Origin of the sequence: Catenulispora pinistramenti (genome assembly GCF_018274385.1) — a bacterium.
GTDB classification, from domain to species: domain Bacteria; phylum Actinomycetota; class Actinomycetes; order Streptomycetales; family Catenulisporaceae; genus Catenulispora; species Catenulispora pinistramenti.
The window spans coordinates 42,111-67,084 of sequence record NZ_JAAFYZ010000009.1; the positions used below are offsets into that span (position 1 = coordinate 42,111).

General features: G+C 69.9%; 21 protein-coding genes and 1 pseudogene. 14 read left to right on the top strand and 8 right to left on the bottom strand.

Features of this window, described 5'->3' with window-relative positions; genetic code table 11:
* Window positions 1-210 precede the first annotated feature (210 nt).
* From cimA to KGQ19_RS04290, 10 genes and pseudogenes are all read left to right on the top strand, one after another.
* Window positions 211-1,812, top strand: a complete 1,602-nt coding sequence (cimA, locus tag KGQ19_RS04245) for a citramalate synthase (RefSeq protein WP_230418187.1) — start codon at window positions 211-213, stop codon at window positions 1,810-1,812.
* A gap of 175 nt (window positions 1,813-1,987) precedes the next feature.
* Complete coding sequence (locus KGQ19_RS04250; protein WP_212007728.1) at window positions 1,988-3,754, top strand: GGDEF domain-containing protein; 1,767 nt, start codon at window positions 1,988-1,990, stop codon at window positions 3,752-3,754.
* Between the two features lie 192 nt (window positions 3,755-3,946).
* Window positions 3,947-5,707, top strand: coding sequence for an acetolactate synthase large subunit (locus KGQ19_RS04255; protein ID WP_212007729.1), 1,761 nt, complete (start codon window positions 3,947-3,949; stop codon window positions 5,705-5,707).
* A 5-nt stretch (window positions 5,708-5,712) separates the two neighbouring features.
* Window positions 5,713-6,222 (top strand): annotated as a pseudogene (gene ilvN / locus KGQ19_RS04260) (acetolactate synthase small subunit); the annotation flags it as partial.
* 109 nt (window positions 6,223-6,331) lie between these two features.
* Complete coding sequence (gene ilvC, locus KGQ19_RS04265) at window positions 6,332-7,327, top strand: ketol-acid reductoisomerase (RefSeq protein ID WP_212007731.1); 996 nt, start codon at window positions 6,332-6,334, stop codon at window positions 7,325-7,327.
* Between the two features lie 200 nt (window positions 7,328-7,527).
* Window positions 7,528-9,327, top strand: coding sequence for an ABC transporter family substrate-binding protein (locus KGQ19_RS04270; RefSeq protein WP_212007732.1), 1,800 nt, complete (start codon window positions 7,528-7,530; stop codon window positions 9,325-9,327).
* Window positions 9,328-9,419: 92 nt separating this feature from the next.
* Window positions 9,420-10,388, top strand: a complete 969-nt coding sequence (locus KGQ19_RS04275; RefSeq protein WP_212007733.1) for an ABC transporter permease — start codon at window positions 9,420-9,422, stop codon at window positions 10,386-10,388.
* A 12-nt stretch (window positions 10,389-10,400) separates the two neighbouring features.
* Window positions 10,401-11,447: an ABC transporter permease gene (locus tag KGQ19_RS04280; RefSeq protein ID WP_212007734.1), complete on the top strand. Its 1,047-nt coding sequence runs from the start codon at window positions 10,401-10,403 to the stop codon at window positions 11,445-11,447.
* Entirely contained in the window at window positions 11,444-12,661 is a 1,218-nt protein-coding gene (locus tag KGQ19_RS04285) for an ABC transporter ATP-binding protein (RefSeq protein WP_230418188.1), read from the top strand. Before KGQ19_RS04280 ends, KGQ19_RS04285 begins: the two co-directional genes overlap by 4 nt.
* Window positions 12,658-13,734 carry an ABC transporter ATP-binding protein gene (locus KGQ19_RS04290; protein ID WP_307856342.1) on the top strand — a complete coding sequence of 359 codons (1,077 nt, stop codon included), beginning with the start codon at window positions 12,658-12,660 and terminating at the stop codon, window positions 13,732-13,734. Before KGQ19_RS04285 ends, KGQ19_RS04290 begins: the two co-directional genes overlap by 4 nt.
* Before the next feature lie 55 nt (window positions 13,735-13,789).
* Here KGQ19_RS04290 and KGQ19_RS04295 read toward each other — a convergent pair whose 3' ends face one another.
* The 4 genes from KGQ19_RS04295 to KGQ19_RS04310 form a co-directional block, all read right to left on the bottom strand.
* Window positions 13,790-14,176 carry a PPOX class F420-dependent oxidoreductase gene (locus tag KGQ19_RS04295; RefSeq protein WP_212007735.1) on the bottom strand — a complete coding sequence of 129 codons (387 nt, stop codon included), beginning with the start codon at window positions 14,174-14,176 and terminating at the stop codon, window positions 13,790-13,792.
* Window positions 14,177-14,214: 38 nt separating this feature from the next.
* Complete coding sequence (locus KGQ19_RS04300) at window positions 14,215-15,228, bottom strand: adenosine deaminase (protein WP_212007736.1); 1,014 nt, start codon at window positions 15,226-15,228, stop codon at window positions 14,215-14,217.
* Between the two features lie 15 nt (window positions 15,229-15,243).
* Window positions 15,244-16,278, bottom strand: coding sequence for a hypothetical protein (locus KGQ19_RS04305; protein ID WP_212007737.1), 1,035 nt, complete (start codon window positions 16,276-16,278; stop codon window positions 15,244-15,246).
* 141 nt (window positions 16,279-16,419) lie between these two features.
* On the bottom strand, window positions 16,420-17,073 hold the full coding sequence (locus tag KGQ19_RS04310; protein WP_212007738.1) for a hypothetical protein: 654 nt from the start codon (window positions 17,071-17,073) through the stop codon (window positions 16,420-16,422).
* Window positions 17,074-17,284: 211 nt separating this feature from the next.
* Here KGQ19_RS04310 and KGQ19_RS51700 point away from each other — a divergent pair, with 211 nt between their 5' ends.
* The 3 genes from KGQ19_RS51700 to KGQ19_RS04325 all read left to right on the top strand — a co-directional run bounded on the left by KGQ19_RS51700 (window position 17,285) and on the right by KGQ19_RS04325 (window position 20,527).
* The gene (locus KGQ19_RS51700; protein ID WP_212007739.1) at window positions 17,285-18,250 is read left to right on the top strand and encodes a DMT family transporter; all 966 of its coding nucleotides are present in this window, start codon (window positions 17,285-17,287) and stop codon (window positions 18,248-18,250) included.
* A 116-nt stretch (window positions 18,251-18,366) separates the two neighbouring features.
* On the top strand, window positions 18,367-19,332 hold the full coding sequence (locus KGQ19_RS04320; protein WP_212007740.1) for an HpcH/HpaI aldolase/citrate lyase family protein: 966 nt from the start codon (window positions 18,367-18,369) through the stop codon (window positions 19,330-19,332).
* Window position 19,333: 1 nt separating this feature from the next.
* A complete protein-coding gene (locus KGQ19_RS04325; RefSeq protein ID WP_212007741.1) occupies window positions 19,334-20,527 on the top strand; it encodes an acyl-CoA dehydrogenase family protein in 1,194 nt (397 codons plus the stop codon).
* 201 nt (window positions 20,528-20,728) lie between these two features.
* Here KGQ19_RS04325 and KGQ19_RS04330 read toward each other — a convergent pair whose 3' ends face one another.
* From KGQ19_RS04330 to KGQ19_RS04345, 4 genes are all read right to left on the bottom strand, one after another.
* The gene (locus tag KGQ19_RS04330) at window positions 20,729-21,688 is read right to left on the bottom strand and encodes a hypothetical protein (protein ID WP_212007742.1); all 960 of its coding nucleotides are present in this window, start codon (window positions 21,686-21,688) and stop codon (window positions 20,729-20,731) included.
* Between the two features lie 64 nt (window positions 21,689-21,752).
* Complete coding sequence (locus tag KGQ19_RS04335; RefSeq protein ID WP_212007743.1) at window positions 21,753-22,127, bottom strand: hypothetical protein; 375 nt, start codon at window positions 22,125-22,127, stop codon at window positions 21,753-21,755.
* 361 nt (window positions 22,128-22,488) lie between these two features.
* Window positions 22,489-23,445 carry a hypothetical protein gene (locus tag KGQ19_RS04340; RefSeq protein ID WP_212007744.1) on the bottom strand — a complete coding sequence of 319 codons (957 nt, stop codon included), beginning with the start codon at window positions 23,443-23,445 and terminating at the stop codon, window positions 22,489-22,491.
* A gap of 61 nt (window positions 23,446-23,506) precedes the next feature.
* Window positions 23,507-23,881: a hypothetical protein gene (locus tag KGQ19_RS04345; RefSeq protein ID WP_212007745.1), complete on the bottom strand. Its 375-nt coding sequence runs from the start codon at window positions 23,879-23,881 to the stop codon at window positions 23,507-23,509.
* A 179-nt stretch (window positions 23,882-24,060) separates the two neighbouring features.
* On the opposite strand from KGQ19_RS04345, the gene KGQ19_RS04350 reads away from it, so the two are divergent.
* A complete protein-coding gene (locus tag KGQ19_RS04350) occupies window positions 24,061-24,927 on the top strand; it encodes an alpha/beta fold hydrolase (protein WP_212007746.1) in 867 nt (288 codons plus the stop codon).
* Window positions 24,928-24,974: the final 47 nt, after the last annotated feature.

Sequence of the window (24,974 nt, forward strand, 5' to 3'; positions counted from 1 at the left end):
CCAAAGGGTTCCCGGTGTGGCAGGGTGGCAGGCATGCAGCAGCAGCCGGAGATTATTACGGCGTGCGCGCCGGCACCGGAGCAGCGATAGAACCACTGCCCACCGCCAGCGCGCAGACCTCTCGTGGATTCCCACGGGGGGCCTTTTTGTTTTCTCAGGACAGCACAGCCAGTTTTCGCCAAGCCTGCACAGCCGAGGAGTATCGCCGCAATGTCCGTCTCCGACGACTTCCACGTCTACGACACCACCCTGCGCGACGGCAGCCAGCAGGAGGGCCTGACCCTCGCCGTCGCCGACAAGCTCGCGATCGCCCGGCACCTGGACGCCCTGGGCGTCGGCTTCATCGAGGGCGGCTGGCCGGGGGCCGTCCCGAAAGACACGGAGTTCTTCCGGCGGGCTCAGACCGAGCTCGACCTGAAGCACGCGCAGCTCGCCGCGTTCGGCAAAACCCGCCGGGCCGGTGTCAGCGCCGCCGACGACCCGTTGGTGGCCGCGCTGCGGGAGTCCGGAGCGCCGATCGCCACGCTGGTGGCCAAAAGCCACGACCGGCATGTCGAACTGGCGCTCCGGACCACCTTGGCGGAGAACCTGGCGATGATCCGGGACACCGTCGAGCACCTGCGGGCCGAGGGGCAGCGGGTGTTCCTGGACGCCGAGCACTTCTTCGACGGCTACCTGGCCGACCCGGCCTACGCCCTGGAGTGCCTGCGCACCGCCGCCGAGGCCGGCGCCGACGTCCTCGTGCTCTGCGACACCAACGGCGGGATGCTGCCGACCCAGCTCGCCGACATCGTGCACGAGGTGCACGAGGCGGTGGGGCGGCGGATCGGCATCCACACCCACGACGACGCCGCCTGCGCGGTGGCCAACGCGCTGGCCGCGATCGACGCCGGAGCCAGCCACGTACAGGGCACCGCCAACGGCTACGGCGAGCGCTCCGGCAACGCGAACCTGTTCAGCGTGGTCGCCAACCTGCAGCTCAAGCTGGGCCGCGAGGTGATCCCGCCGGACGGTCTGGCCGAGATGACCCGGATCGCGCACGCGGTCTCCGAGGTGACCAATCTGGCGCCGAACCCGCAGGCCCCTTACGTCGGGGTCTCGGCGTTCGCGCACAAGGCCGGGCTGCACGCCTCGGCGGTCCGCGTCGACCCGGACCTGTACCAGCACATCGACCCGCAGCTGGTCGGCAACGACATGCGGATGCTGGTCTCGGAGATGGCCGGCCGGGCCTCGGTCGAGCTCAAGGGCCGGGAGCTGGGCTTCGATCTGTCGGCGGACCCCGAGACGCTGAGCAGGGTTGCCAACCGGGTAAAAGAACTGGAGGCCGGCGGTTACTCCTTCGAGGCCGCCGACGCCAGCTTCGAGCTGCTGCTGCGCGGTGAGCTCGGCGGGGCGCCGGTGAGCTTCTTCGAGGTGCTGTCCTGGCGGACCTTCGCCGAGCAGCTGGCCGACGGCGCCGTCGTCAACCAGGCGACGGTGAAACTCAAGGTGAAGGACGAGGAGGTGCTGGCCGCCGGCGAGGGCAACGGCCCGGTCAACGCCCTGGACATCGCGCTGCGAACCGCGCTGGCCACGGCTTACCCGGTGCTCGCCGCGCTGGAGCTGGTGGACTACAAGGTACGGATCCTGACCGGCGACCACGGCACCGCCTCGCGTACCAGGGTGTTGATCACCACTTCCGACGGTGAGGCCGAGTGGTCGACCGTCGGCGTGGACGAGAATGTCATCACGGCGTCCTGGCAGGCCCTGGTCGACGCGGTGACAATCGGGCTCCTGAGCAAGGGGGAGACAGTCCCCTCCAGGAGGACCTGACAAGGTCTCCGAGCGGAAGGGGATTGACCCGATCGGTGGTGATTCCCCACCTCATCTCGGTTATCTCCCGCTAATATGACGGTGCGTAAGGGGTCCGTGCCCTAGAGTCAGCCTTCCGTTGGAAGTCAGCGAGGGTTGGTGACGCACTGCCATGGGACTGGACAGGCGAGGGCCGATGCGGGCCCTTGACACCCGGCGGCTGCCCGGGGCGCGCATTCACGGCGTGCCGCCGGGCTATGCGGCCGTCGGCCTGCTGATCACCGCGCACGCCTCGGTGGCCCTGATCGGGCCGGCCGGCGCGGTGCCGGCCGTGATGGGCGACGCGGGTCTGGCCGTGGCCGCGGGCCTCGCGGCGGCGGCGTGCATCCATCGCACGATCCTGATGGTCCGCTTCTACCGGATGGCCTGTTTCCGGTGCTACTCCTGGCTGCTGGCCGGGCTGTCCTGCCTGGCCGCGGCGGTCGGGAACGCGGTGTGGGCCTGGTATGAGCTGGTCCTGGACGTCACCCCGCCGACCCCCTCGGCCGCCGACTGGTCCTTCCTGTTCTTCGGGCCGCTGGCCCTGGCGGCCTTCGTCACCGCGCACGGGGAGCAGGTGAGCCTGTCGGTGCGGGTCCGGCTGCTGCTGGACACCACGCTGGTGGCCGGCTCGCTGTTCGTGGTGGCCTGGGTGCTGGCCCTGGCGCTGGCCATCGAGCGGGTGGACTCCCCGGTGCGGACCTTCCTGGTCCTCGGCTATCCGGCCTTCGACCTGGTGCTGGTCAGCCTGCTGCTGGCGTTGCGGGTGCGCACGCCGGGGGAGCGCGGCGGGATCGGCACCGGGGTGCGGGTCGGCTACCTGATGATCGTGGTCTGCGACTCGATCTTCACCATGCCCGCGGTCCGTGAGGGCTACCGGTCCGGCGGCATCCTGGACACCGGCTGGTTCGCCGGCTACCTGATGATCGCGGTGGCCGCCTGGTACGGCGACGGCTGGCGGCCCGAGCGGGTCGGCCAGAGCGCCGAGGGCGCCGCGGACACCACCGCGTGCGGGGCCGGCTGCTCGGTCGGGCTGCATGACTGCGACGCCGCGACCGGCCGCGAGGTCGCGCTCGCCCTGGCCGCCCCCGACGTCCCGGCCGCCGATCCGCTCAGCCCGGGCACCCGGTTCATCGACTCGCCGACGCGCTGGGCCGCGCTGCTGCGGACGCTGCGCGGGATACTGCCGTACCTGGCTGCCGCCTTCTGCCTGGCCGGGGTCCTGGCCGACGGGCTGGACACCGAGCGCCGGATGGATCCGGTGGTGCTGATCGCCGGGGCCGCGGTGCTGGTCGCGCTGGTGGCCCGGCAGGCGCTGACGCTGTTCGAGAACCAGCGCCTCACCGAGGACCTGCGCCGGGCCGCGGCGACCCTGCAGCACCACGCCTACCACGACGCGCTCACCGGCCTGGCCAACCGCGCGCTGCTCACCGACCGGCTGGAGCACGCGCTGACCCAGCGGCACGCCGAGTGGGAGCCGGTCGCGGTGATCTTCCTGGACCTGGACGGCTTCAAGGGGGTCAACGACTCGGTCGGGCACGAGACCGGCGACCGGGTGCTGGTCGAGGCGGCGTACCGGATCTCCGGCTCACTGCGGGTCGGGGACACCGTGGCCCGGTTCGGCGGGGACGAGTTCGTGATCGTGCTGGAGGTGGGCACCACGGTGGCCGGCGCGCTGGTGGTGGCCGAGCGGATCCGGGGCCGGCTGTGCGCGGAGTACTGCATCGAGGGGCTGGCGCACCGGCTCGGCGCCTCGATCGGCGTCGCCTTCTCCGAACCCGGCGGCACGGCCTCCAACCTGCTGCGCCGGGCGGACGCCGCGATGTACCGGGCCAAGACGGCCGGGCGCAACCGGGTGGTGGCCGAACCGCTCGCCGCCACCTGGGCCATTTCGCATGGCGAGACCCCGGCGATCAATGCTTGACACAGGCGCGGCGTCAGGAGGAAGGTTGCGAACATGACGACACGAAAGTCGATTCTCGTACTTGCCGGGCGCGCAGGCTGAATCTGGTCCTCAATCAGGCCAGTCGGCGGCGCGCCACCCCTCGTTGGACCTTTGGTCCGGCAGGGGTTTTTTCTTTGGCCGAGTACGGCGATCCCAAGAAGAGAGACAGTCATGACAGACCGCAGTGATCAGCAGGCGATCTCCGGCGCCGCCTCGTTGATCCGCGCGCTTGAGGAGAGCGGGGTCGACACCGTTTTCGGCATCCCCGGCGGCGCCATCCTCCCGGCTTACGACCCGCTGTTGGACTCCACCCGGCTGCGGCACATCCTGGTCCGCCACGAGCAGGGCGCGGGCCACGCGGCCACCGGTTACGCGCAGGCCACCGGCAAGGTCGGGGTCTGCATGGCGACCTCCGGCCCCGGCGCGACCAATCTGGTCACGCCGATCGCCGACGCGCACATGGACTCGGTCCCGCTGGTCGCGATCACCGGCCAGGTGTCCAGTACGCACATCGGCACCGACGCCTTCCAGGAGGCGGACATCGTCGGCATCACCCTGCCGATCACCAAGCACAGCTTCCTGGTCTCGCACCCCGACGAGATCGCCCGCACCGTCGCCGAGGCGTTCCACATCGCCTCCACCGGCCGCCCCGGCCCGGTGCTGATCGACGTCACCAAGGACGCGCTGCAGTCCACCACCGACTTCTCCTGGCCGGTCGAGATGGACCTGCCGGGCTACCGTCCGGTCTCCAAGCCGCACGCCAAGCAGGTGCGCGAGGCGGCCCGGATGCTGACCGAGGCCAAGCGGCCGGTGCTGTACATCGGCGGCGGCGTGCTGAAGGCCCGGGCCAGCACCGAGTTGCGGGTCCTGGCCGAGCTGACCGAGGCCCCGGTCGTGACCACGCTGATGGCCCGCGGCGCCTTCCCCGACAGCCACCCGCTGCACCTGGGCATGCCCGGGATGCACGGCACCGTCGCGGCGGTCACCGCGTTGCAGAAGGCCGACCTGATCGTGGCGCTGGGCACCCGGTTCGACGACCGGGTCACCGGCAAGCTGTCCAGCTTCGCGCCGAACGCCAAGATCGTGCACGCCGACATCGATCCCGCCGAGATCTCCAAGAACCGGGTCGCCGACGTCCCGATCGTCGGCGACTGCCGCGAGGTGATCGCCGACCTGGTGGTGGCGGTCCAGTCCGAGCACGCGGCCGGCCGGCGCGGCGACTACGCCGGCTGGTGGGAGCAGCTCAACGGGTGGCGCAGGACGTATCCGCTGGGTTACGAACTGCCCAAGGACGGCTCCCTGGCGCCGCAGCAGGTGATCGAGCACCTGGGGCGGATCGCCGGCCCCGAGACGATCTTCGCCGCCGGTGTCGGGCAGCACCAGATGTGGGCCTCGCAGTTCATCTCCTATGAGAACCCTTATACCTGGCTGAACTCCGGCGGCGCCGGGACCATGGGCTACGCGGTCCCGGCCGCGATGGGCGCCAAGGTCGGGATGCCGAACTCGACCGTGTGGGCCATCGACGGCGACGGCTGCTTCCAGATGACCAACCAGGAGCTGGCCACCTGCGCCATCAACGACATCCCGATCAAGGTGGCCGTGATCAACAACGGCAGCCTGGGGATGGTGCGGCAGTGGCAGACCCTGTTCTACGGCAAGCGTTATTCGAACACCGATCTGCACTCCCGGCGCATCCCGGACTTCGTGAAGCTGGCCGAGGCCTACGGCTGTGTCGGTCTGCGCTGCGAGGACCCGGCGGACCTGGACAAGACGATCGAGAAGGCGATGTCGATCGACGACGCGCCGGTGGTCGTGGACTTCGTGGTGCACCGGGACGCGATGGTGTGGCCGATGGTCCCGTCCGGGGTCGGCAATGATGAAATCCTGGCCGCACAAGATGTGCGCCCAGACTTCGGGGATGGGGAGGAGTAAACACCATGTCGATGCACACCCTTTCCGTCCTGGTCGAGAACAAGCCGGGCGTCCTGACCAGGGTCGCCGGCCTGTTCGCCCGCCGCGACTTCAACATCGAGTCGCTGGCGGTCGGGCCGACCGAGCACGAGGACGTCTCCCGGATCACGCTGGTGGTCACCGTCGAGGACCATCCGCTGGAGCAGGTCACCAAGCAGCTCAACAAGCTGGTCAACGTGCTGAAGATCGTCGAGCTGGAGCCGGCGGCCAGCGTCCAGCGCGAACTGCTCCTGGTCAAGGTCCGCTGCGACCAGGAGAGCCGCGCCGAGGTGCTGGCCACGGTGCAGCTGTTCCGCGCCAAGATCGTCGACGTCGCCCCCGACGCGGTGACCGTCGAGGCCACCGGCGATCGGGAGAAGATCGAGGCGCTGCTGCGCGTCCTGGAGCCGTTCGGAGTCAAGGAACTGGTCCAGTCCGGGCTGGTGGCCATCGGCCGCGGCTCCCGTTCGATCGCCGACCGGCCGCTGCGCCCGGTCACCCCCGAGGACGTCCGGGCGCACCACGAGGGCGGCCACGCCCACAGCGGTGCCAACGGCCGCCCTGACAACCACAACCGCACCCACAGAAAGCAAATGAGCGACCACCATGGCTGAGATGTACTACGACGACGACGCGGACCTGAGCATCATCGGCGGCCGCAGTGTCGCGGTTCTGGGTTACGGCTCCCAGGGCCACGCGCACGCGCTGTCCCTGCGGGACTCGGGTGTGGACGTGCGGGTGGGGCTGCACGAGGGGTCCAAGTCCCGGCAGGCCGCCGAGGAGGCGGGGCTGCGCGTCGTCACGCCGTTCGAGGCCTGCGAAGAGGCCGACGTGATCATGATGCTGGTGCCGGACCCGGTGCAGCGCAAGGTCTACGCCGAGGCCGTCGAGCCGAACCTGGTCGAGGGCGACGCGCTGTTCTTCGGGCACGGCCTGAACATCCGCTACGACCTGATCAAGCCGCCGGCCGGCGTCGACGTGTGCATGGTCGCGCCGAAGGGCCCGGGGCACCTGGTGCGCCGGCAGTTCGTCGAGGGCCGCGGCGTGCCGTGTCTGATCGCGGTGGAGCAGGACGCCACCGGCAACGCCACCGCGCTGGCCCTGTCCTACGCCAAGGGCATCGGCGGCACCCGGGCCGGGGTCATCAAGACCACCTTCACCGAGGAGACCGAGACCGACCTGTTCGGTGAGCAGGCGGTGCTCTGCGGCGGGGCCTCGGCGCTGGTCAAGGCCGGGTTCGAGACCCTGGTCGAGGCCGGCTACCAGCCGGAGGTGGCCTACTTCGAGTGCCTGCACGAGCTCAAGCTCATCGTCGACCTGATGTACGAGGGCGGCCTGGAGAAGATGCGCTGGTCGGTGTCGGAGACCGCGGAGTGGGGCGACTACGTCACCGGCCCGCGGATCGTGAACGACCAGACCAAGGCCACGATGAAGCAGGTGTTGGCGGAGATCCAGGACGGCACCTTCGCCAAGAACTGGATCGCCGAGTACGACGCCGGTCTGCCGAACTACAAGAAGTACGTCCAGGCCGAGGCCTCGCACCCGATCACCGCGACCGGCCAGAAGCTGCGTTCGATGATGTCCTGGATCCGCGAGGACTGATCTGCGCCGCGGCCGAGAGGCACCCCGAGGACCGGCTCCGCACATCCGTGCGGGGCCGGTCCTTCGTGTCCTGCTTCCGTTTGGTCACACTCGTCACTCTTTTGGCATGCTCACGCTGAATGCCCTGATTGTCGGGAATAGAGTGGCGAACGCGCTCCCAGCAGCGCGTTCGCATGGTGTGTCCCGACAGGAGGAGAGAGATGGGCGTCAGCAGGAGGACACTCGCGCTGCAGACCGGAGCGATCGCGGCGGCCGTGGCCCTGGCCGCGGCGGGCTGCAGCAGCAGCAAGAGCAGCGGAGGGTCGTCCAACTCCGGGACCGGCTCGGGCTCCGGCACCAGCATCGCCGACCGGAACTCGGTCAACGCCGCCACGGTGAAACAGGGCGGGAAGATCACCTGGACCATCGAGAAGACGGTGCAGGACTGGAACCCGCTGACGTCCCTGGGCAACACCTTCGACTACGCGCAGACCACCAACGGCATCTACCCGGACGTCTACATCCCGCAGCCGGACTACTCGCTGGTGCTGAACACCGACCTGATCGCCGGCGACCCGGTGGTCACCAACGCCAGCGGCAGCACCCCGCAGAGCATCGTCTACCACATCCAGCCCAGCGCGAAGTGGTCCGACGGCACCCCGATCACCGCCGACGACTTCATCTACCTGTGGCAGGCGCAGAACGGCACCAATCCGAACGTCGACGTGGCCAGCACCACCGGCTACAGCGACGTGGCCTCGGTGACCGGCAGCGACAACGGCAAGACGGTGACCGTCACGTTCAAGGCCAACCAGCCGTTCTCGGACTACAAGTCGCTGTTCTCCTCGATCCTGCCCTCGCACATCGCCAAGCAGCACGGCGACGTCGCGGCGTCCTTCACCTGGCTGGACGCCAACTCCCCGACCGTCTCCGGCGGCCCGTTCGAGATCGCCCCCGGCGGGGTCTCGGCCGACAAGAGCCTGATCAAGACGATCAAGAACCCGCAGTACTACGGCAAGCCGGCGAACCTCGACGAGGTCGACTTCCGGGCCATCACCGACTCCTCGCAGGAGCCGACCGCGCTGGCCAACAACGAGGTGGACGGGATCTACCCGCAGCCGGAGCTGGACCTGGTGAACCGGGTCAAGAGCATCTCCGGGGTGGACTACCACCTCAACCAGGGCCTGCAGTGGGAACACATCGACCTGAACCTGCGCAACACCGCCTTCGGCGGCCCGGCCAACGCCGACCAGACCGCGCCGGCCAAGGTGGCGCTGCGGCAGGCCATGTTCACCGCCTTCGACCGGCAGGGGCTGGTGGACCGGACGGTCAAGCAGTTCGACAGCGCCGCGGCGGTGCTGAACAACCGCATGGTGGTGCCCGGCCAGCCCGGCTACCAGGACAACGTCTCGGCGATGTATCCGGCGAACGGTGACCTGAACAAGGCCAAGCAGATCCTGACCACGGCCGGCTACAAGGGCGTGGGCAGCGCGCTGGTCGACCCCACCGGCAAGGCCGTCCCGGCGTTCAGCATGCGCTACACCGTCGGCAACGCGATCCGCCAGACCACGTGCAACCTGTTCGCGCAGGCCATGAAGGGGCTCGGGATCACGGTCAACGTCAGCTCCACCGACGCCCTGGGCAAGACCCTGGCCCAGACCGACGCCCAGCACCAGTGGGACATCATCGACTTCGCCTGGGTGGACACGCCGTTCCCGAACTCGGCGAACCAGCCGATCTACACCACCACGACGCAGGGCAACCCGATGAGCAACTACGGGTACTACAGCAACGCCAACGTGGACAAGTGGCTGGCCGACGCCACCGTCAACCCCGACCAGACGGCCCGCGAGAAGGACCTCAACGAGGCCGACGCGCAGGTCACCAAGGACGCTTACACGCTCCCGCTGTACCAGAAGCCGACGATGATCGCCTACCGGAACACGCTGGGCAACGTGCGGGACAACCCGACGCAGATCGGCCCGACGTACAACATCGCGCAGTGGGGTCTGAAGTCCTAGTCCGGCGCCGGCCGGGCCCGCTGCGCGCGGGCCCGGCCGGCCTCCTCGCGCAGGTACGGTCCCGTCCGCTCGCAACGTAAGAAGGCCCGGAGATGCTCGCCTTCACCATCCGCCGCCTGCTGGTGTCGATCCCGATCCTGGTCCTGTCCACGTTCCTGGTCTTCCTGCTGGTGGCCTGGGGCGCCGACCCGCTGGGCGATTTCAAGGCCAAGAACCCGCCGCCGTCGGCGGCCGAGGTCGCGGCCCGGGAGAAGGCGCTCGGCCTGAACCACGGGCTGCTGGTCCAGTACTGGAACTGGGTCAAGAACCTGGTGGTCCACGGCAGCTTCGGCCCGTCGGTGCAGGGTTCGGCGTTCGACATCAACGCCGAGCTCAGCCGCCGGGTCTGGGTCACCTTCCGGCTGGTGATCTGCGCGATCGTCATCGCGCTGATCCTGGCCGTGATCGTCGGTGTGATCACCGCGATGAAGCAGTACAGCATCACCGACTACGTCGCGACCCTGATCGGGTTCTTCTTCCTGTCGCTGCCGGTGTTCTGGTTCGCGATCCTGCTGAAGATCTGGGCCACCGACATCAACAACTCCCTCGGCACCGACATCAAGACCCTGGGGCCACCCGGTGGGCAGTGGGGCGGGTTCGGCTCCTGGTTCGGCTTCCTGCTGCTGCCGACCATCACCTTGGCCCTGAGCTCCTACGCCACCTGGGCCCGGTTCCAGCGCGCGTCGATGCTCGACGTGCTGAACAGCGACTACATGCGGCTGGCCCGGGCCAAGGGGCTGTCCCCGAGCCGGGTCATGGTGCGGCACGGACTGCGCACCGCGCTGATCCCGATGACCACCCAGGTGACCCTGGACGTCGCGGCGATCATGGGTGGCACGGTGATCACCGAGCGCATCTTCCAGTGGCAGGGCCTGGGCACGATGTTCATCAACGCCATCCAGACCCAGGACACCAACACCGTGCTGGCGTGGCTGCTGATCTCGGCGACGCTGGTGATCGTCTTCAACCTGATCGCGGACCTGCTCTACGCGGTCCTCGACCCCCGCATCCGGCTGGCCTAGGAGGGATGACGCGTGGCTGACAACCTCCCGGAGCGGGACGTCAACGACGAGCCGGTGGAACCCGAGGTCCCGCCCGGCGGCCGGGGCGCGGAGTTCCTCGGCGTGCAGGGCCAGCAGCCCGGGCTGACGATAGACGCCGTCACCCCGGGCGGCGAGGACATACTGCAGGGCGGCACCGAGCCGCCGGACCGCGAGTTCGCGGTGGAGGCGCGCAACCAGTGGCAGCTGGTCTTCCGCCGGTTCCGGCAGCACAAGCTGGCGGTGGCCTCGCTGGTGGTGCTGTTCCTGGTGATCCTGTTCGCCACTGTCGGGCCGGTGGTCTGGAAGTACGGCCCCAACGACTTCACCAACGACTTCTCGGTGGGGCCCTCGCTCAGCCATCCGTTCGGCACCGACTCCAACGGCGCCGACCACATGGCGCAGGTGATGGCCGGCACCCAGCTGTCGCTGAAGATCGCGTTCACGGTGGCGATCGCCGGCACCTTCTTCGGTTCGATCTACGGCGCGTTCTCCGGCTTCTACCGGGGCATCACCGACACCCTGATGATGCGCCTGGTCGACCTGGTGCTGACCATCCCGGCGCTGGCCGTCGGCGCGCTGCTGGGCAAGAAGTTCGGCAACAACTGGGCGCTGCTGGCGGTCGTGCTGGCCGGGCTGCTGTGGACCGGCTCGGCCCGAGTGGTCCGCGGCCAGGTGCTCTCGGTGCGCGAGAAGGAGTACATCGAGGCCGCGCGGGCGCTGGGCGCCACCGACCGGCGGATCATCTTCCGGCACATCATCCCGAACGTCGCCGGTCCCATCATCGTGCTGTTCACGCTGCTGGTGGCGACCGCGGTGCTGACCGAGACGGCGCTGAGCTATCTGGGCTTCGGCGTGCAGTTCCCGGATATCTCGCTGGGCTCGCTGGTCACCGCCGGCGAGACCGCGGCCACCGGCGGGCGCGGCTGGCTGTTCTACTTCCCGGGCCTGTTCATCATCTTGATCGCGCTGACCGTGAACTTCATCGGCGACGGCCTGCGTGACGCCCTCGACCCGACCCAGACGAAGGCCCGCGCATGAACCCCGACCACTCCGATTACGTAGGCGCCACCGCCTTCCCGCCCGCCCCCGGCCTGGGCGGCGGCCCGCCGGCCGAGACCGTGCTGTCGGTCAAGGACCTGACGGTCACCTTCCCCAGTGACGACGGGCCGGTGCAGGCCGTCCGCGGGGTCTCCTACGACCTGCACGCCGGCGAGGTGCTGGGCATCGTCGGCGAGTCCGGCTCGGGCAAGTCGGTGAGCTCGATGGCGGTCATGGGGCTGCTGCCCAAGACCGCGCGCACGGCCGGCTCGGTGCTGTTCCGCGGCCGGGAACTGCTCGGACTCTCCGAGAAGGAGATGACCGGGGTCCGGGGCCGGCAGATCGCGATGATCTTCCAGGACCCGATGACCTCGCTGAACCCGGTCTACAAGATCGGCTGGCAGCTGGCCGAGGCGGTGCTGGCGCACCACGACGTCACCAAGGCGGTGGCGCGCAAGCGCGCGCTGGAGCTGCTGGAGATCGTCGGCATCCCCTCGCCCGACAAGCGGATCGACCAGTACCCGCACGAGTTCTCCGGCGGCATGCGGCAGCGCGTGGTCATCGCCATCGCGATGGCCAACGACCCGGACGTGATCATCGCCGACGAGCCCACCACCGCGCTGGACGTGACGGTCCAGGCCCAGGTGCTGGAGGCGCTGCGGGCGGCGCAGCAGGAGACCGGCGCCGCGATGGTGCTGATCACCCACGACCTCGGCGTGGTCGCCGGGCAGGCCGACCGGGTGCTGGTGATGTACGCCGGCAAGCCGGTCGAGATCGGCCCGATCGACGGCATCTACTACCACCCGCGCATGCCCTACACCGTGGGCCTGCTGGGCTCGCTGCCGCGGCTGGACCAGCGCAGCCAGGAGAAGCTGACCCCGATCCCGGGCACCCCGCCCTCGGTGGTGAACCTGCCGCCGGGCTGCCCGTTCGCCCCGCGCTGCCCGCTGCGGACCGACATCTGCCTGCAAAGCGAGCCGGCTCTGCTCCCCGCGCTGGGGGCCGACCACGAGGCCGCGTGCCACCACTCCGACCAGCTGACGGGCGAGGGCGCGATGGACATCTTCAGCACCGACCCGAACGCTGTGCCGGGCGAGCGCCCGGACGCTGAGGCGGGCCCGCCGCCGGCCGGACCGGGGACCGAACCGGGACCGCCGCCGGCCGGACCGGGGACCGAACCGGGCGCCGACCCGCAGAACGGAGCCGCGCAGTGACCACCACCCCGACCCCGCCGGCGACCCCGGCGTCCGCTCCGCTGCTGACGGTCCGGAACCTGGTCAAGGAGTTCCCGATCCGCTCCTCCGGCCTGTTCCGCAAGCAGGTGGGCGTGGTGCAGGCGGTGTCGGACATCTCCTTCGACATCGCCCCCGGCGAGACCCTGGGCCTGGTCGGCGAGTCCGGCTGCGGCAAGTCGACGACCTCCCGCGCGGTGCTGCACCTGCAGCCGGCGACCAGCGGCACGGTGGTCTTCGACGGCGTGGACCTGACCACCGTCGGCAAGAACGATCTGCGCCGCCTGCGCCGCGACATGCAGCTGGTCTTCCAGGACCCGTTCGCCTCCCTGGACCCGCGCATCACGGTGAACGAGATCATCGCCGAACCGCTGCGCATCCACGGCCTGTACGGCGAGAAGGACGCGGGCCGTGACAAGGTCAAAGAGCTGATGGCCACCGTCGGCCTCAAGCCGGAGCACGGCAACCGCTATCCGCACGAGTTCTCCGGCGGCCAGCGGCAGCGCATCGGCATCGCCCGGGCGCTGGCCCTGCGGCCGAAGCTGCTGGTCCTGGACGAGCCGGTGTCGGCGCTCGACGTGTCGATCCAGGCCGGCGTGATCAACCTGCTGGAAGCGCTCCAGGACGAGCTCGGCCTGGCCTACCTGTTCGTCGCCCACGACCTGTCGGTGGTCCGGCACATCGCCGACCGGGTGGCGGTGATGTACCTGGGCAAGATCGTCGAGCTCGGCCCGCGCGACCAGCTCTTCGACCACCCGCAGCACCCTTACACGCAGGCGCTGATCTCCGCGATCCCGATCCCGGACCCGCGCCGTGAGCGCACCCGCCAGCGGATCCTGTTGCAGGGTGACGTGCCGTCCCCGGCGAACCCGCCCTCGGGGTGCCGCTTCCGGACCCGCTGCCCGAAGTTCCAGACCCTTACCTCCGAGCAGCAGCAGAAGTGCATCAACGAGGAGCCGCTGCTGGTCGGGCGCGGCCCGGGCGGGATGGCCACCAGCGACGACGCGGTGCACAAGGCGGCTTGCCACTACGCGGAGTCGGTGCAGGTGCTCTGAGACAGCGGTGAGGCCCGGTTCGTCGACTGATCGACGAACCGGGCCTCTCAGCCCGCTAGCGGACGACCTTCGTCGGCCGCACACCGATCTTCACCCGGTACTGCGCGTCGTCCGGGGTGATCGCGGTCCCGTCGTACCACTCCGAAAGGAGCTGGTACATGGTGCCCTCCGGGTCGTCCTCGATCTTCTCCACGACGCCCCGCACCTCGATGTACCCGTACTTGTCGTCGGGATCGATCATGGAGACCGAGACCCGCGGCTCGTGCGCGATGTTCTTGAACTTCTGCCGCCGATTGGTGTGGGTGAACCAGATCAGCTCACCGTCCCACTTGAACCACATCGGGTTGACCTGCGGGGCGCCGTCGGGGCGCACGGTGGCCAGGTTGACCAGGACCGGCTGCTCCAGCAGGGCGCGGACTTCGGCGGGGATCTCTAGTGTCATGGGTGCTCCAACTCGTTGTGCGGTTTCGCCATTCCCGATCATCGGGCCTGGGCGGCGTAGGCGTCGATCTCGGCGGCCAGCGCCTGCTTGCCCTCGCCGTCCAGGTATGAGGCCTGGACCGCGTTCTTCGCCAGCTCCGCGATCCCGTGCTCGTCCAGGCCCAGCAGCTTGGCGGCGACCTCGTACTCGTGGTTCAGGTCGGTGCCGAACATCGGCGGGTCGTCGCTGTTGACCGTCACCAGCAGGCCGGCCTCGACCATCGCCCGGATCGGGTGCTGGTCCAGGTCCTTCACCACGCCGGTGGCGATGTTGGAGGTCGGGCACACCTCGATCGGGATCCGGTGCTCGCCGAGGTAGGCGACCAGCTCCGGGTCCTGCACCAGCGAGGTCCCGTGCCCGATCCGCTCGGCCTTCAGGTGCCGCAGCGAGTCCCACACCGTCTCCGGGCCGGTGGACTCCCCGGCGTGCGGCACGCTGTGCAGGCCCAGCGCCAGCGCCCGCTCGAAATGCGGCGCGAACTGCGGGCGCGGCACGCCGATCTCCGGCCCGCCGAGCCCGAACCCGACCAGCGCCTCCGGCTGCCGGGCCTCGATCAGCGCGACCGTGTCGGCCGCGGCCGCCGGGCCGGACTCGCCCGGGATGTCGAAGATCCACTTCAGGGTGAGCCCGAAGTCCCGGTGCGCGGCTACCCGCGCGTCCTCGATGGCCTCCAGGTACGCCATCCCATCGATACCGCGCCGCAGATGCGAGTACGGGGTGCAGGTCAGCTCGGCGTACCGGATGTTCTGCGCCGCCATGTCCCGGGCCACGCCGTAGGTGAGGTCCCTGATGTCCTCGGGCGTGCGGATCAGATCCACCACGCTCAGGTACAGCTCGATGAAGTGCCGGAAGTCGGTGAACGTGAAGTACTCGGCCAGCCGCTCCGGATCGGCCGGCACGCCGGTCGCCCCTTCGTGGCGGGCCGCGAGGTCGGCGACGACCCGGGGCGAGGCGGATCCCACGTGGTGGACGTGCAGTTCGGCCTTCGGCAGGCCCTGGATGAAGTCGCGCATGCCCGCGATTCTGCTCTAATGCTCACTCATCCGAAGAATCGCGTTGTCCCGGCCCGCCCCGGCCACCGAGAGCGCCATTCCGATCGCGGCGTAGATCACGAACACCCAGATCGCCGACGACAGGCCCTGGGAGTGGAAGTACGCCACCCCGCGCACCGCGTTGGTCCCCTGGAAGTTCGGCAGCCACGGCCCGATCACCCGCCAGAACGTCGGGATCATGTTCCGCGGCCACGGCCCGGCCCCGGACGGGTTGCCGAGGATCACGAACAGCCCGATCACGATCCCGGTCCCGATCAGGCCGAGGAAGCTCTGCATGCCGTTGGCGAACACCGACACCGAGAACACGACCAGCATCCCGATCAGCGCCTGGGTCCACCAGCCGCCGCCCAGGAAGCCCAGGATCGTGTGCACGATCAGCGTCCCGCCGACCCCGCCCAGAAAGCTGTAGACGGCCAGCATCCCGATCCGCTCCAGCGCCAGCCGCGGCGTCGAGCTCTTCATCCCGCCCATCAGCCCCACCAGCGTCGAGACCAGGTACCCGCCCACGGTCCAGGCGATCACCAGATAGAAGGGCACCAGCCCCTCGATGTCGCCCCGGTGCGGCGGCAGCACATCCCGCACCTGCAACGTGTGCTGCTGCGCCTGCGCCGCCTGCGTGAACGCGACGGTCAGAGCCTGCGGAGCCGCCGGCCCGACAGCCGTGGCCACCAGCAGCTCATCGCCATTCCCCACCGCCGCCGGCAGATACGCGCCGAGCACCCGCCGGTGCTTGATGGCGTCCTCCGCGGCCGCCGCACTGGCCTCCACCTTGAGCGTGAACAGCGGCCCGGCCTGATCGGACGTCTTCTGCAACTGCTGCACCACCTGCGGCGGCGCCACCACCCCCACCGGCATGCGATGCGGCCGCTGCGGCCCATGCATGGCGCCGGTGTAGGAGACGACGAAGGCCAGCTGCATGAGCAGCGCCATGAAGACGAAGAACCCGATCCGCCCCTTGCGCCCGCGCTCGTCGGGGTCGGCGTTGGCGGCTTCGAGGGCGGCACGGTTCATGCCGGTGCGCTACCCGGTGGTTTGTGGGGAGATGCTGGGGTTCTGCCGAATGGGTGGTCGGGGCCAGGCTCGGAACAGCCAGGCTCGGAACAGCCAGGCTCGGAACAGCCAGGCTCGGAACAGCCAGGCTCGGAACAGCCCCTACTTCTTCCGCGTCCGCTCCCGCGGCAGCCCGCCAACCATCCGCGGCATCCGCCCCAGCGTCGTAGCCGGCGTGGGCAGCGGCCGGGCGGCGCCGGACCCGCCATCCGGCGTGACCGCGCCGCCCAGCGGCCGCATCCGCAGGATCGCCGACTCCTCGGCCCAGCGCTGCTGGTACCGGTCGCCCTCGGCCAGGTTCAGGCGCTCGGCGTGGAGTGCCTCGGCGGCCGGGCCCCATTCGGGGGTGCCGGGTGCCACCAGCGCCACCTGACTCAGGAAGCTGATCAGGCGGCCGCCCTGCTCCTTGCTCCGGATCGCGACCTCGACCACCCGGCCGGGGACCGCCCACATCGGGAGCGGCTGTTCGGCGCCGCCGGCGACGATGGTCACCGCGCTGTCGTGCCAGACGTGCCAGACCGCCTGCGGGCCGCTCGGGCCGCTCGGCGCGCTCGGGCCGCCCCGTCCGCTCGGTCGGCCGGCGTCGGCCTTGGCGGACAGGCCCGCAGGGCTCAGCCAGACCAGCCCGGACTTCTTGGCCGCCTCCTCGATCAGGGCCGCGTCGAAGTCGGGTTCGGGGACCCAGGGGGTCTCGTTCTTCTCGCTGTTCTGGTCCCCGTCAGTGGGCGGTGCGGGCTGCGCGGGCTGCTCGGGCATGGCCGTAGCGTCTCATACCTTGCGCGGCGCGATCGCGCTCTCGGAGTTCGCGCCCGCGGCGGTGGCCGCCGTGCGTTCCACGGCCGCCGAGATACTGGCGCCGCCCGCATAATGAGCGCCCGCCTGGCCTCCTTGCGCCCCCGGCTACGCTGAGTCCTGCCGACAGGACTCCACCCACCGACAGGGGCTTACACGTGACCGGGATCCCCAGGTGACCGCCGACAGCGCCGCGACCGTCCCGGTCGGCGGGCCGTCCGGGACGCCGTCCGCCCCGCTCCGTGTCTCCGCGGTCCATCGGCCGCCCAAAGCCGACGTCGCGGTGCTCGGCGTGGCGGTCACCGCGGTCGGCACGTCCGGGCCGCTCATCGCCGCGGCGGCCGCGCCCGCGATGGCCATCGCCTTCTGGCGCAACGCGATAGCCGCCGCGGTCTTCGCCCCCTACGTCCTCCTGCGCCGGAACCTGAGGGCCGAGCTGCGCGGTCTCGGTCGCCGGACCACGCTGCTGGCCCTGGTGTCCGGCCTCATCCTCGGTGCGCACTTCGCGACGTGGACGCCGTCCGCGAAGATGTCCTCGGTGGCGTCGGCGACGGCGTTCGCCGCGACGCAGCCGATCTTCGCCGCGATCGTGGCGAAGGTGCTGGGACATCATGTGCCGCGCCGGGCGTTCGGCGGGATCGCGGTGGCGTTCGTCGGGGTGATCGTGCTGTCCGGGGTGGACTTCCACGCTTCGGCGCGGGCCTTCCAGGGCGACCTGCTCGCGCTGAGCGCCGCCGCGTTCGCCGCGGTCTACATGACCATCGGCGGCGAGGTGCGCAAGACCGCGTCGCTGCCGACCTACGCCTTCCTCTGCTACGGCGCGGCCTCGGTCTTCCTGATCGGCGCCGCGGTGGCGACCGGGTCCTCGCTCGTCGGGTTCGGCGCTAACGCGTGGCTGAAAATCGGCGCGCTCACCCTCCTGGCGCAGTTCCTCGGGCACACGCTTTTCAACCGGGTGGTGAAGACCACCAGCGCGACCGTCATCTCCACCGCGATCCTGCTGGAGGTGCCCACGGCCGCCGTGATCGCCGCCGTGTTCCTGCACCAGATCCCCTCTGTATGGGCGATCCCCGGGGCGGTCCTGATCCTCGGCGGATTGCTGCTCGTGGTGACCGCGAACCGGGGGCAGAGCGCGCACTGATCCCCATGAAGAGGCCCCCGGAAGTGGCGCGCGTCATGATGACGCGTTAGGTGACCCGCCAGTAACGTGACGGCTATATCAGCGGTCCGTACCCACTCCCGGGAGGGAACCCACCCATGTCCGACTCCGCTCGCCCCCAGCGCCCGCGCCGTTCGTGTCTGGCCGTCCCCGGCTCCAACCCGCGCTTCCTGGAGAAGGCCCAGGGCCTGCCGGCCGACCAGGTCTTCCTGGACCTGGAGGACGCCTGCGCCCCGCTGGCCAAGCCGGAGGCCCGGCACACGATCGTGAAGTTCCTGAACGAGGGGGACTGGACCGGCAAGGCCCGGGTGGTGCGGGTCAACGACTGGACCACCGAATGGACCTACCGTGACGTGGTCACCGTGGTCGAGGGCGCCGGGCAGAACCTGGACGCCATCATGCTGCCCAAGGTGCAGAACGCCGCCCAGGTGCAGGCCCTGGACCTGCTGCTCACGCAGATCGAGAAGACGATGGGCTTCGAGGTCGGCAAGATCGGCATCGAGGCGCAGATCGAGAACGCCGCCGGCCTGGTGAACGTGGATGAGATCGCCGCCGCCAGCCCGCGCCTGGAGACGATCATCTTCGGCCCGGCCGACTTCATGGCCAGCATCAACATGAAGTCGCTGGTCGTCGGCGCGCTGATCCCGGGCTACCCGGCCGACCCGTACCACTACATCCTCATGCGGATCCTGATGGCCGCGCGTATGCACGACCTGCAGGCGATCGACGGCCCGTTCCTGCAGATCCGGGACGTGGAGGCGTTCCGCGAGGTCGCCGGCCGCTCGGCCGCGCTCGGCTTCGACGGCAAGTGGGTCCTGCACCCGGGCCAGGTCGAGGCGGCCAACGAGATCTACTCGCCGGCCCAGGAGGACTACGACCACGCCGAGCTGATCCTGGACGCGTACGACTACTACACCTCCGAGGCCGGCGGGAAGAAGGGCTCGGCGATGCTGGGCGAGGAGATGATCGATGAGGCCTCCCGAAAGATGGCCCTGGTCATCGCGGGCAAGGGCCGGGCCGCCGGGATGTCCCGCACCAGCTCCTTCGAAGCGCCGGAGGCCTGAGATGGGGCGCCTGGCGCAGACCGAGGGCCTGACCGACATCCAGCAGGAGATCCTGGCGACCGTCCGCACCTTCGTGGACAAGGAGATCATCCCGGTCGCCAACGACCTGGAGCACGCCGACGAGTACCCGACACAGATCGTCGAGGGCATGAAGGAGATGGGCCTGTTCGGGCTCATGATCCCGGAGGAGTACGGCGGCCTCGGCGAGTCGCTGCTCACCTACGCGCTGGTCGTAGAGGAGATCGCGCGTGGCTGGATGTCGGTGTCCGGGATCCTGAACACCCACTTCATCGTGGCCTACATGATCAAGCAGCACGGCACCGACGAGCAGAAGCAGCACTTCCTGCCCGCGATGGCCGAGGGCGAGGTCCGCGCCGCGTTCTCGATGTCGGAGCCGGCGCTCGGGTCGGACGTCGCGGCGATCACCACCAAGGGCGTCCCGGACGGTGACGACTACGTCATCAACGGCCAGAAGATGTGGCTGACCAACGGCGGTTCCTCCACGCTGGTCGCGCTGCTGGCCCGCACCGACCTCGGCGAGGCGGCTCCGCACAAGAACCTCACCACCTTCCTGGTGGAGAAGCCGGCCGGCTTCGGCGAGGTGGCGCCCGGCCTGACCGTCCCGGGCAAGATCGAGAAGATGGGCTACAAGGGCGTCGACACCACCGAGCTGGTGCTGTCCGACTACCGCATCCCGGCGGACCGGATCCTCGGCGGCGCCCCGGGCAAGGGCTTCGCGCACATGATGGACGGCGTCGAGGTCGGCCGGGTCAACGTCGCGGCCCGGGCCTGCGGCATCGCGGTGCGCGCCTTCGAACTCGGCGCCGCCTACGCCCAGCAGCGGACCACCTTCGGCAAGCCGATCGCCCAGCACCAGGCCATCCAGTTCAAGCTGGCCGAGATGGGCGTCAAGGTCGAGGCCGCGCACGCGATGATGGTGCGCGCGGCGAAGGTCAAGGACGCCGGCCGGCGCAACGACCTGGAGGCCGGCATGGCCAAGTACCTGGCCGCCGAGTACTGCAAGGAGGTCGTCGAGGACTCCTTCCGGATCCACGGCGGCTACGGGTACTCCAAGGAGTACGAGATCGAGCGGCTCTATCGCGAGGCGCCGATGCTGCTGATCGGCGAGGGTACGGCCGAGATCCAGAAGATGATCATCGGTCGGCGGCTGCTGGAGGACTACAAGGCGAAGTAGGGGTCCGGCTCAGGGCTGGAGACGCGCCACGCCCGCCGGTCCCCGGAGCTGGATACTCCGGGACCGGCGGGCGCCGTCGTGTCGGCCGGCTCCCGGGTGAGGAGCTGACCGACCCGGCCTTGCGGTGATGGTCTGGCGGTGATGATCGAGCGACTCCGGGCCCGGTCATCGAAGCCGCTCGGGAAGCCGGTCTGGTCGCCGCTACGCCGAGGGCGGAGCCCCGGAGGATGCCACGATCTGCTGTGCGGCTCGGATCCGGTCGTCGAGCTGGCGGCGGTACTGGGCCAGCGCCGGGCCGTGGCCGGCGATGTACTGCCGGTCGTAGGCGTCCTGGACGGCGGTGGCCGTTCCCATGAAGTTCGTGGTCTGCTTACAGGCCAGGTCCGCGGTGGCCTGGGCGATCTCGGCGGGGGAGTGGACCACCTTCCGGTCGCCTTCCGGGCCGACGACCTGCGCGTCCTGCGCGGGCTCGCTCGTCATCGCGTCGTACGGGGTGGAGAAGTGGTAGCCCTTGCCCTTCATGCACGCGCTCCACTGCTTGTTCGCGTCCAGGACGCGCGGGTCGCTGAGCGGGGTGACCGGGCCGCCGTCCGGCAGGCCCGCCGCGCTCATGTCCGGCAGTTCGCCGCCGGTACCCTGCTGGGCTTGGGCCTTGCATCCCTCAGCCGGGACGGACTTGCCCGCGTAGCTGGTCACGGGGTGGCCGGCGGTGTCCCGGCCGATCTCCACCGACTCCGCGGAGTCGGATATCGGCTGGGGTCTCGGCTCGCCCGGCGCCACCTGGGAGGTCTGAAGTTGGATGAGGTCGTAGCCGTTGGTGGCCACTATCGCGGGATCGAAGAATCCGTACAGGTGGGTGTGCGCTGTCGCGACCTGCACCCCGTGGGCGTCGATGTCCGTCGGGTGGGTGTCGGTGCCCCGCAGTCCGAAGCCCGCCATGCACCGGGCGTTCAACACGTTGGCCGCGGATATCAGGGTCCGGACTTCGGTTGGTGTCGGAAGGTAGGGGTCGACCGGCCGGCTGATCTGCTCCAAGGCCGTCACCACCGGTACCGGGCCGGGAAGTGCCGGCAGCGCGGTCGCGGGCTTGGTCGGGCTGCCGCAGCCGGCCAGCAGCGCCACCGGTGCGAGCACGATGACGGTTCGCGCGAGGTGCTTCATGAGAGTCCGTATCCCGGGTCGGGCCGGGCGGGAAGAAGGGGGTCCCCGCCCGGCGGTCTCGTCCTCAGGGCAGGATGGTGACCGAGTAGTTGTTCGAGTCCGGGTCGTCGTACGGGTAGTGGACCCCGTTGGCCAGGAAGCCGGTGACGTCGTCGACCTTGGCCGTGGTGGTGTACTGGGCGTAGCCGTGGTTCCACACGCTCGCGACGGAACCCACGTCGGAGACGTTGTCGCGGATCGTGCCCGCGCTGCCGGCGTAGCAGGCGCGCGAGATCGAGCCGGTGAGGCCGACGTAGAGGGTGACGCCGTTCGTCTTGCAGCCGCTGCCGCCGACGCGGTCGATCGCCGCGGCCGGGCCGGCGGTGAGCAGGGCGCCGCCGAGGGTGACGGCTGCGGTGAGGGTGAGAGCGGCGGTCCGCCGCGCGTGCCCGTGCTTCATGGTGTGACCAGCTCCTTCGCTGTTCTGGTGCGATGGGATGTTCGCCTTCGAAGTCTCGCCAGCAGGGTGCGGCGCGGGCCAGGATTCCTTCCTATTCCGTACAGCCGAGCCGCGGCACGCCGGCGGGCGTGCCGGACGGCGATGACCACGTCATCGACGGCCAGAAGATGATCATCGGTCGGCGGCTGCCGGCGGACCACAAGGCGAAGTAGGGGTCCAGCTCAGGGCTGGAAACGGTCACGCCTGCCGGCCCCGGAGCTGGATACTCCGGGACCAGCGGGCGTCGTCGGGTCGGCCGGTTCCGTGACTGCTCCGTGAGCGACGAGCGTCTGACTCAGCTTGAGCATGCCGGGCCGGGTGACTAATCCGAGGGCGGTGCCCCGGAGGATGCCACGATCTGCTGTGCGGCATGGACCCGGTCATCGAGCTGGCGCCGGTACTCGGCCAGCGCGGGGCCGTGGCCGGCGATGTACTGGCGGTCGTAGGCGTCCTGGACGGCGGTCGCCGTGCCCATGAAGTTCGTGGCCTGTTTGCACCCGACATCCGCGGTCGCCTGGGCGATCTCGGCGGGGGAGTGGACTACCTTCCGGTCGCCTTCCGGGCCGACGACCTGCGCGTCCTGCGCCGTCGCGCTGTCCATCGCCTCGTACGGGGTGGCGAAGTGATAGCCCTTGCCCTTCATACAGGCGCTCCACTGCTTGTTCGCGGCGAGGACTCGTGGGTCGCTGAGCGGGGTGACCGGGCCGCCGTCCGGCAGGCCCGCCGCGCTCATGTCGGGGTACTCTCCGCCGATACCCGTCTGGGCTTGGGCTTTACAGCCATGAGCCGGGACGGGTTTGCCGGCGTAGTCGGCCACGGGATGGCCGGCGTCGTCCTGGCCGGACTCCACCGACAGCGCGGCGGGGGATACCGGTGCGGCGGCCGGCTGGCCCGGTACCTGGGAGGACTGAAGTTGGACGACGTCGTAGCCGTCGGTGGCGGCTACCGAGGGATCGAAGAACCCGTAAAGGTGGGTGTGCGCGATCGCGACCCGGACCCCGTGTGCGTCGACGTCCGTGGCGTGGGTGTCGCTGCCGTGCAGTCCGAAGGCCGCCATGCAGCGGGCGTTCAGCACGTTGGCCGCGGCTATCAGGGCCAGGACTTCGGACGGCGTCGGTATATAGGGATCGATCGGTCGGTTGACCTGCTCCAAGGTCGTCACCACCGGTACCGGGCCGGAAAGCGCCGGCAGCGCGGCGGCCGGCGTGTTCGTGCTGCCGCAGCCGGCCAGCAGCGCCATCGGTGCGAGCGCGATGACGGCCCGCGTGAGGTGCTTCATGAAAGTCCGCATCCGGGTCGGGCCGGGCGGGAAGGCGTGTTCCCGCCCGGCGGGCTCTTTCTCAGCTCTCGATGGTGACCGTCCGGTTTTGCGAGATGTCGTAGTCGTACGGGTAGCGGACGCTGTTGGCATAGAAGCTGGTGTAGTCGTCGCGCCCGGTGGGGGGGACGTAGTACGTGGTGTAGCCGTAGTTCCACACGCCCATGACGCCGCCTACGCCGGGCACGGTGTCGTAGATCGTGCCCGCGCTGCCGGCATAGCAGGCGAGGGATTCGTCGCTGGTGCCCTTGAAGATGGTGACGCCGTTCGTGGTGCAGTCGATGCCGCCGACGCGGCTGATCGCCGCGGCCGGGCCGGCGGTGAGCAGGGCGCCGCCGAGGGTGACGGCTGCGGTGAGGGTGAGAGCGGCGGTCCGCCGCGAGTGGCCGTGCTTCATACTGTGACCAGCTCCTTCGGTGATCTGGTGCGATGGGATGTTCGCCTTCGAAGTCTCGCCAGCCGGGCGCGGCGCGGGCCAGAATTCCTTCCTATTCCGTACAGCCGAGTCGGCTGTGAACGGCGAGCGCTTCGGCGTTTCGCCCCTTCCGCGTGGGATCATGGCTGCGAGGAGGCGCGGTGAGGTTCGTCGATGATCGCGGCACGCTGCTGCATGTCGTGCGGGACGGTTCGGGCGGGCCGGTGGTGCTGTTCGTGCAGGGCCTGGCCGGCGCCTGGTTCGAGTGGGACCCGGTGGTGCCGATGCTGGCCGGGGACCACCGGCTGGTGCGCTTCGACCGGCCGGGGCTCGGCTGGTCGCAGCCGGAGCTCGGAGCCGACGGCCGGCCGCTGCCGCAGACCTTGGCCGGGGAGGCCGAGCGGCTGGGGCGGGTCCTGGATGCCGTCGGCGTGCCGCCGCGGGAGAAGGTGATCCTGGTCGCGCACTCCTACGGGGCCTTCCACGCCGAGGCCTTCGCGCGGCTGGACCCCGAGCGGGTGGCCGGGATCGTCTTCGTCGACGCCAGCGCGGAGTCGGACATCACCCCGGCGCCGGGCGGGCCGGGGCGCGCGGCCGGGCGGGCGTTCGTGCGCGGCACCACGCTGCTGGGCCTGAACCAGGTGCTGGGCCCGGCGGTGCGGCGGCTGGTCTATCAGGCCGCGAGTACCACGCACCGGGACCCGGACCGGGAGTTGGGACGGGCCGTCTATCGGTCCAGCCGGGTCGCGGCGGCGGTGGTGAACGAGTTGTCGTCGTATCGGGCCTGCGCGGTGGAGTTACTTGAGCTGCGCTGCGAGCGGGCCTTTCCCGAGGTTCTGGTACAGGTGCTGGTCGGGGCGGCGGGCGAATCAGAGAACAGACATGTCCGGCGGTGGATCGAACGCCAGCGCGAGTTCGCGGGCTTGTTTCCCGGGGCTGAAGTCGTAGAGTTACCGGATGCCAAACACCTGATCGCGGCGGACCGACCGGACGCCGTCGCCACCGGCGTGCGCTCCCTGGGTTTTTAGGTGGTCGCTCCCACCGCGGGGCCGGGTTGCGGCAGGATGGTGCCTTG

Excerpts from the sequence above, each read along its gene's own strand:
- KGQ19_RS04340 (WP_212007744.1), bottom strand. The coding sequence starts at position 23,445 with ATGAAGCACCTCACGCGGGCCGTCATCGCGCTCGCACCGATGGCGCTG.
- KGQ19_RS04300 (WP_212007736.1), bottom strand. The coding sequence starts at position 15,228 with ATGCGCGACTTCATCCAGGGCCTGCCGAAGGCCGAACTGCACGTCCAC.
- KGQ19_RS04295 (WP_212007735.1), bottom strand. The coding sequence starts at position 14,176 with ATGACACTAGAGATCCCCGCCGAAGTCCGCGCCCTGCTGGAGCAGCCG.
- KGQ19_RS04275 (WP_212007733.1), top strand. The coding sequence starts at position 9,420 with ATGCTCGCCTTCACCATCCGCCGCCTGCTGGTGTCGATCCCGATCCTG.
- KGQ19_RS04255 (WP_212007729.1), top strand. The coding sequence starts at position 3,947 with ATGACAGACCGCAGTGATCAGCAGGCGATCTCCGGCGCCGCCTCGTTG.
- KGQ19_RS04270 (WP_212007732.1), top strand. The coding sequence starts at position 7,528 with ATGGGCGTCAGCAGGAGGACACTCGCGCTGCAGACCGGAGCGATCGCG.
- KGQ19_RS04285 (WP_230418188.1), top strand. The coding sequence starts at position 11,444 with ATGAACCCCGACCACTCCGATTACGTAGGCGCCACCGCCTTCCCGCCC.
- cimA (WP_230418187.1), top strand. The coding sequence starts at position 211 with ATGTCCGTCTCCGACGACTTCCACGTCTACGACACCACCCTGCGCGAC.
- KGQ19_RS04345 (WP_212007745.1), bottom strand. The coding sequence starts at position 23,881 with ATGAAGCACGGCCACTCGCGGCGGACCGCCGCTCTCACCCTCACCGCA.
- KGQ19_RS04325 (WP_212007741.1), top strand. The coding sequence starts at position 19,334 with ATGGGGCGCCTGGCGCAGACCGAGGGCCTGACCGACATCCAGCAGGAG.
- KGQ19_RS04320 (WP_212007740.1), top strand. The coding sequence starts at position 18,367 with ATGTCCGACTCCGCTCGCCCCCAGCGCCCGCGCCGTTCGTGTCTGGCC.
- KGQ19_RS04310 (WP_212007738.1), bottom strand. The coding sequence starts at position 17,073 with ATGCCCGAGCAGCCCGCGCAGCCCGCACCGCCCACTGACGGGGACCAG.
- KGQ19_RS04250 (WP_212007728.1), top strand. The coding sequence starts at position 1,988 with ATGCGGGCCCTTGACACCCGGCGGCTGCCCGGGGCGCGCATTCACGGC.
- KGQ19_RS04335 (WP_212007743.1), bottom strand. The coding sequence starts at position 22,127 with ATGAAGCACGGGCACGCGCGGCGGACCGCCGCTCTCACCCTCACCGCA.
- KGQ19_RS04305 (WP_212007737.1), bottom strand. The coding sequence starts at position 16,278 with ATGAACCGTGCCGCCCTCGAAGCCGCCAACGCCGACCCCGACGAGCGC.
- ilvC (WP_212007731.1), top strand. The coding sequence starts at position 6,332 with ATGGCTGAGATGTACTACGACGACGACGCGGACCTGAGCATCATCGGC.
- KGQ19_RS04330 (WP_212007742.1), bottom strand. The coding sequence starts at position 21,688 with ATGAAGCACCTCGCGCGAACCGTCATCGTGCTCGCACCGGTGGCGCTG.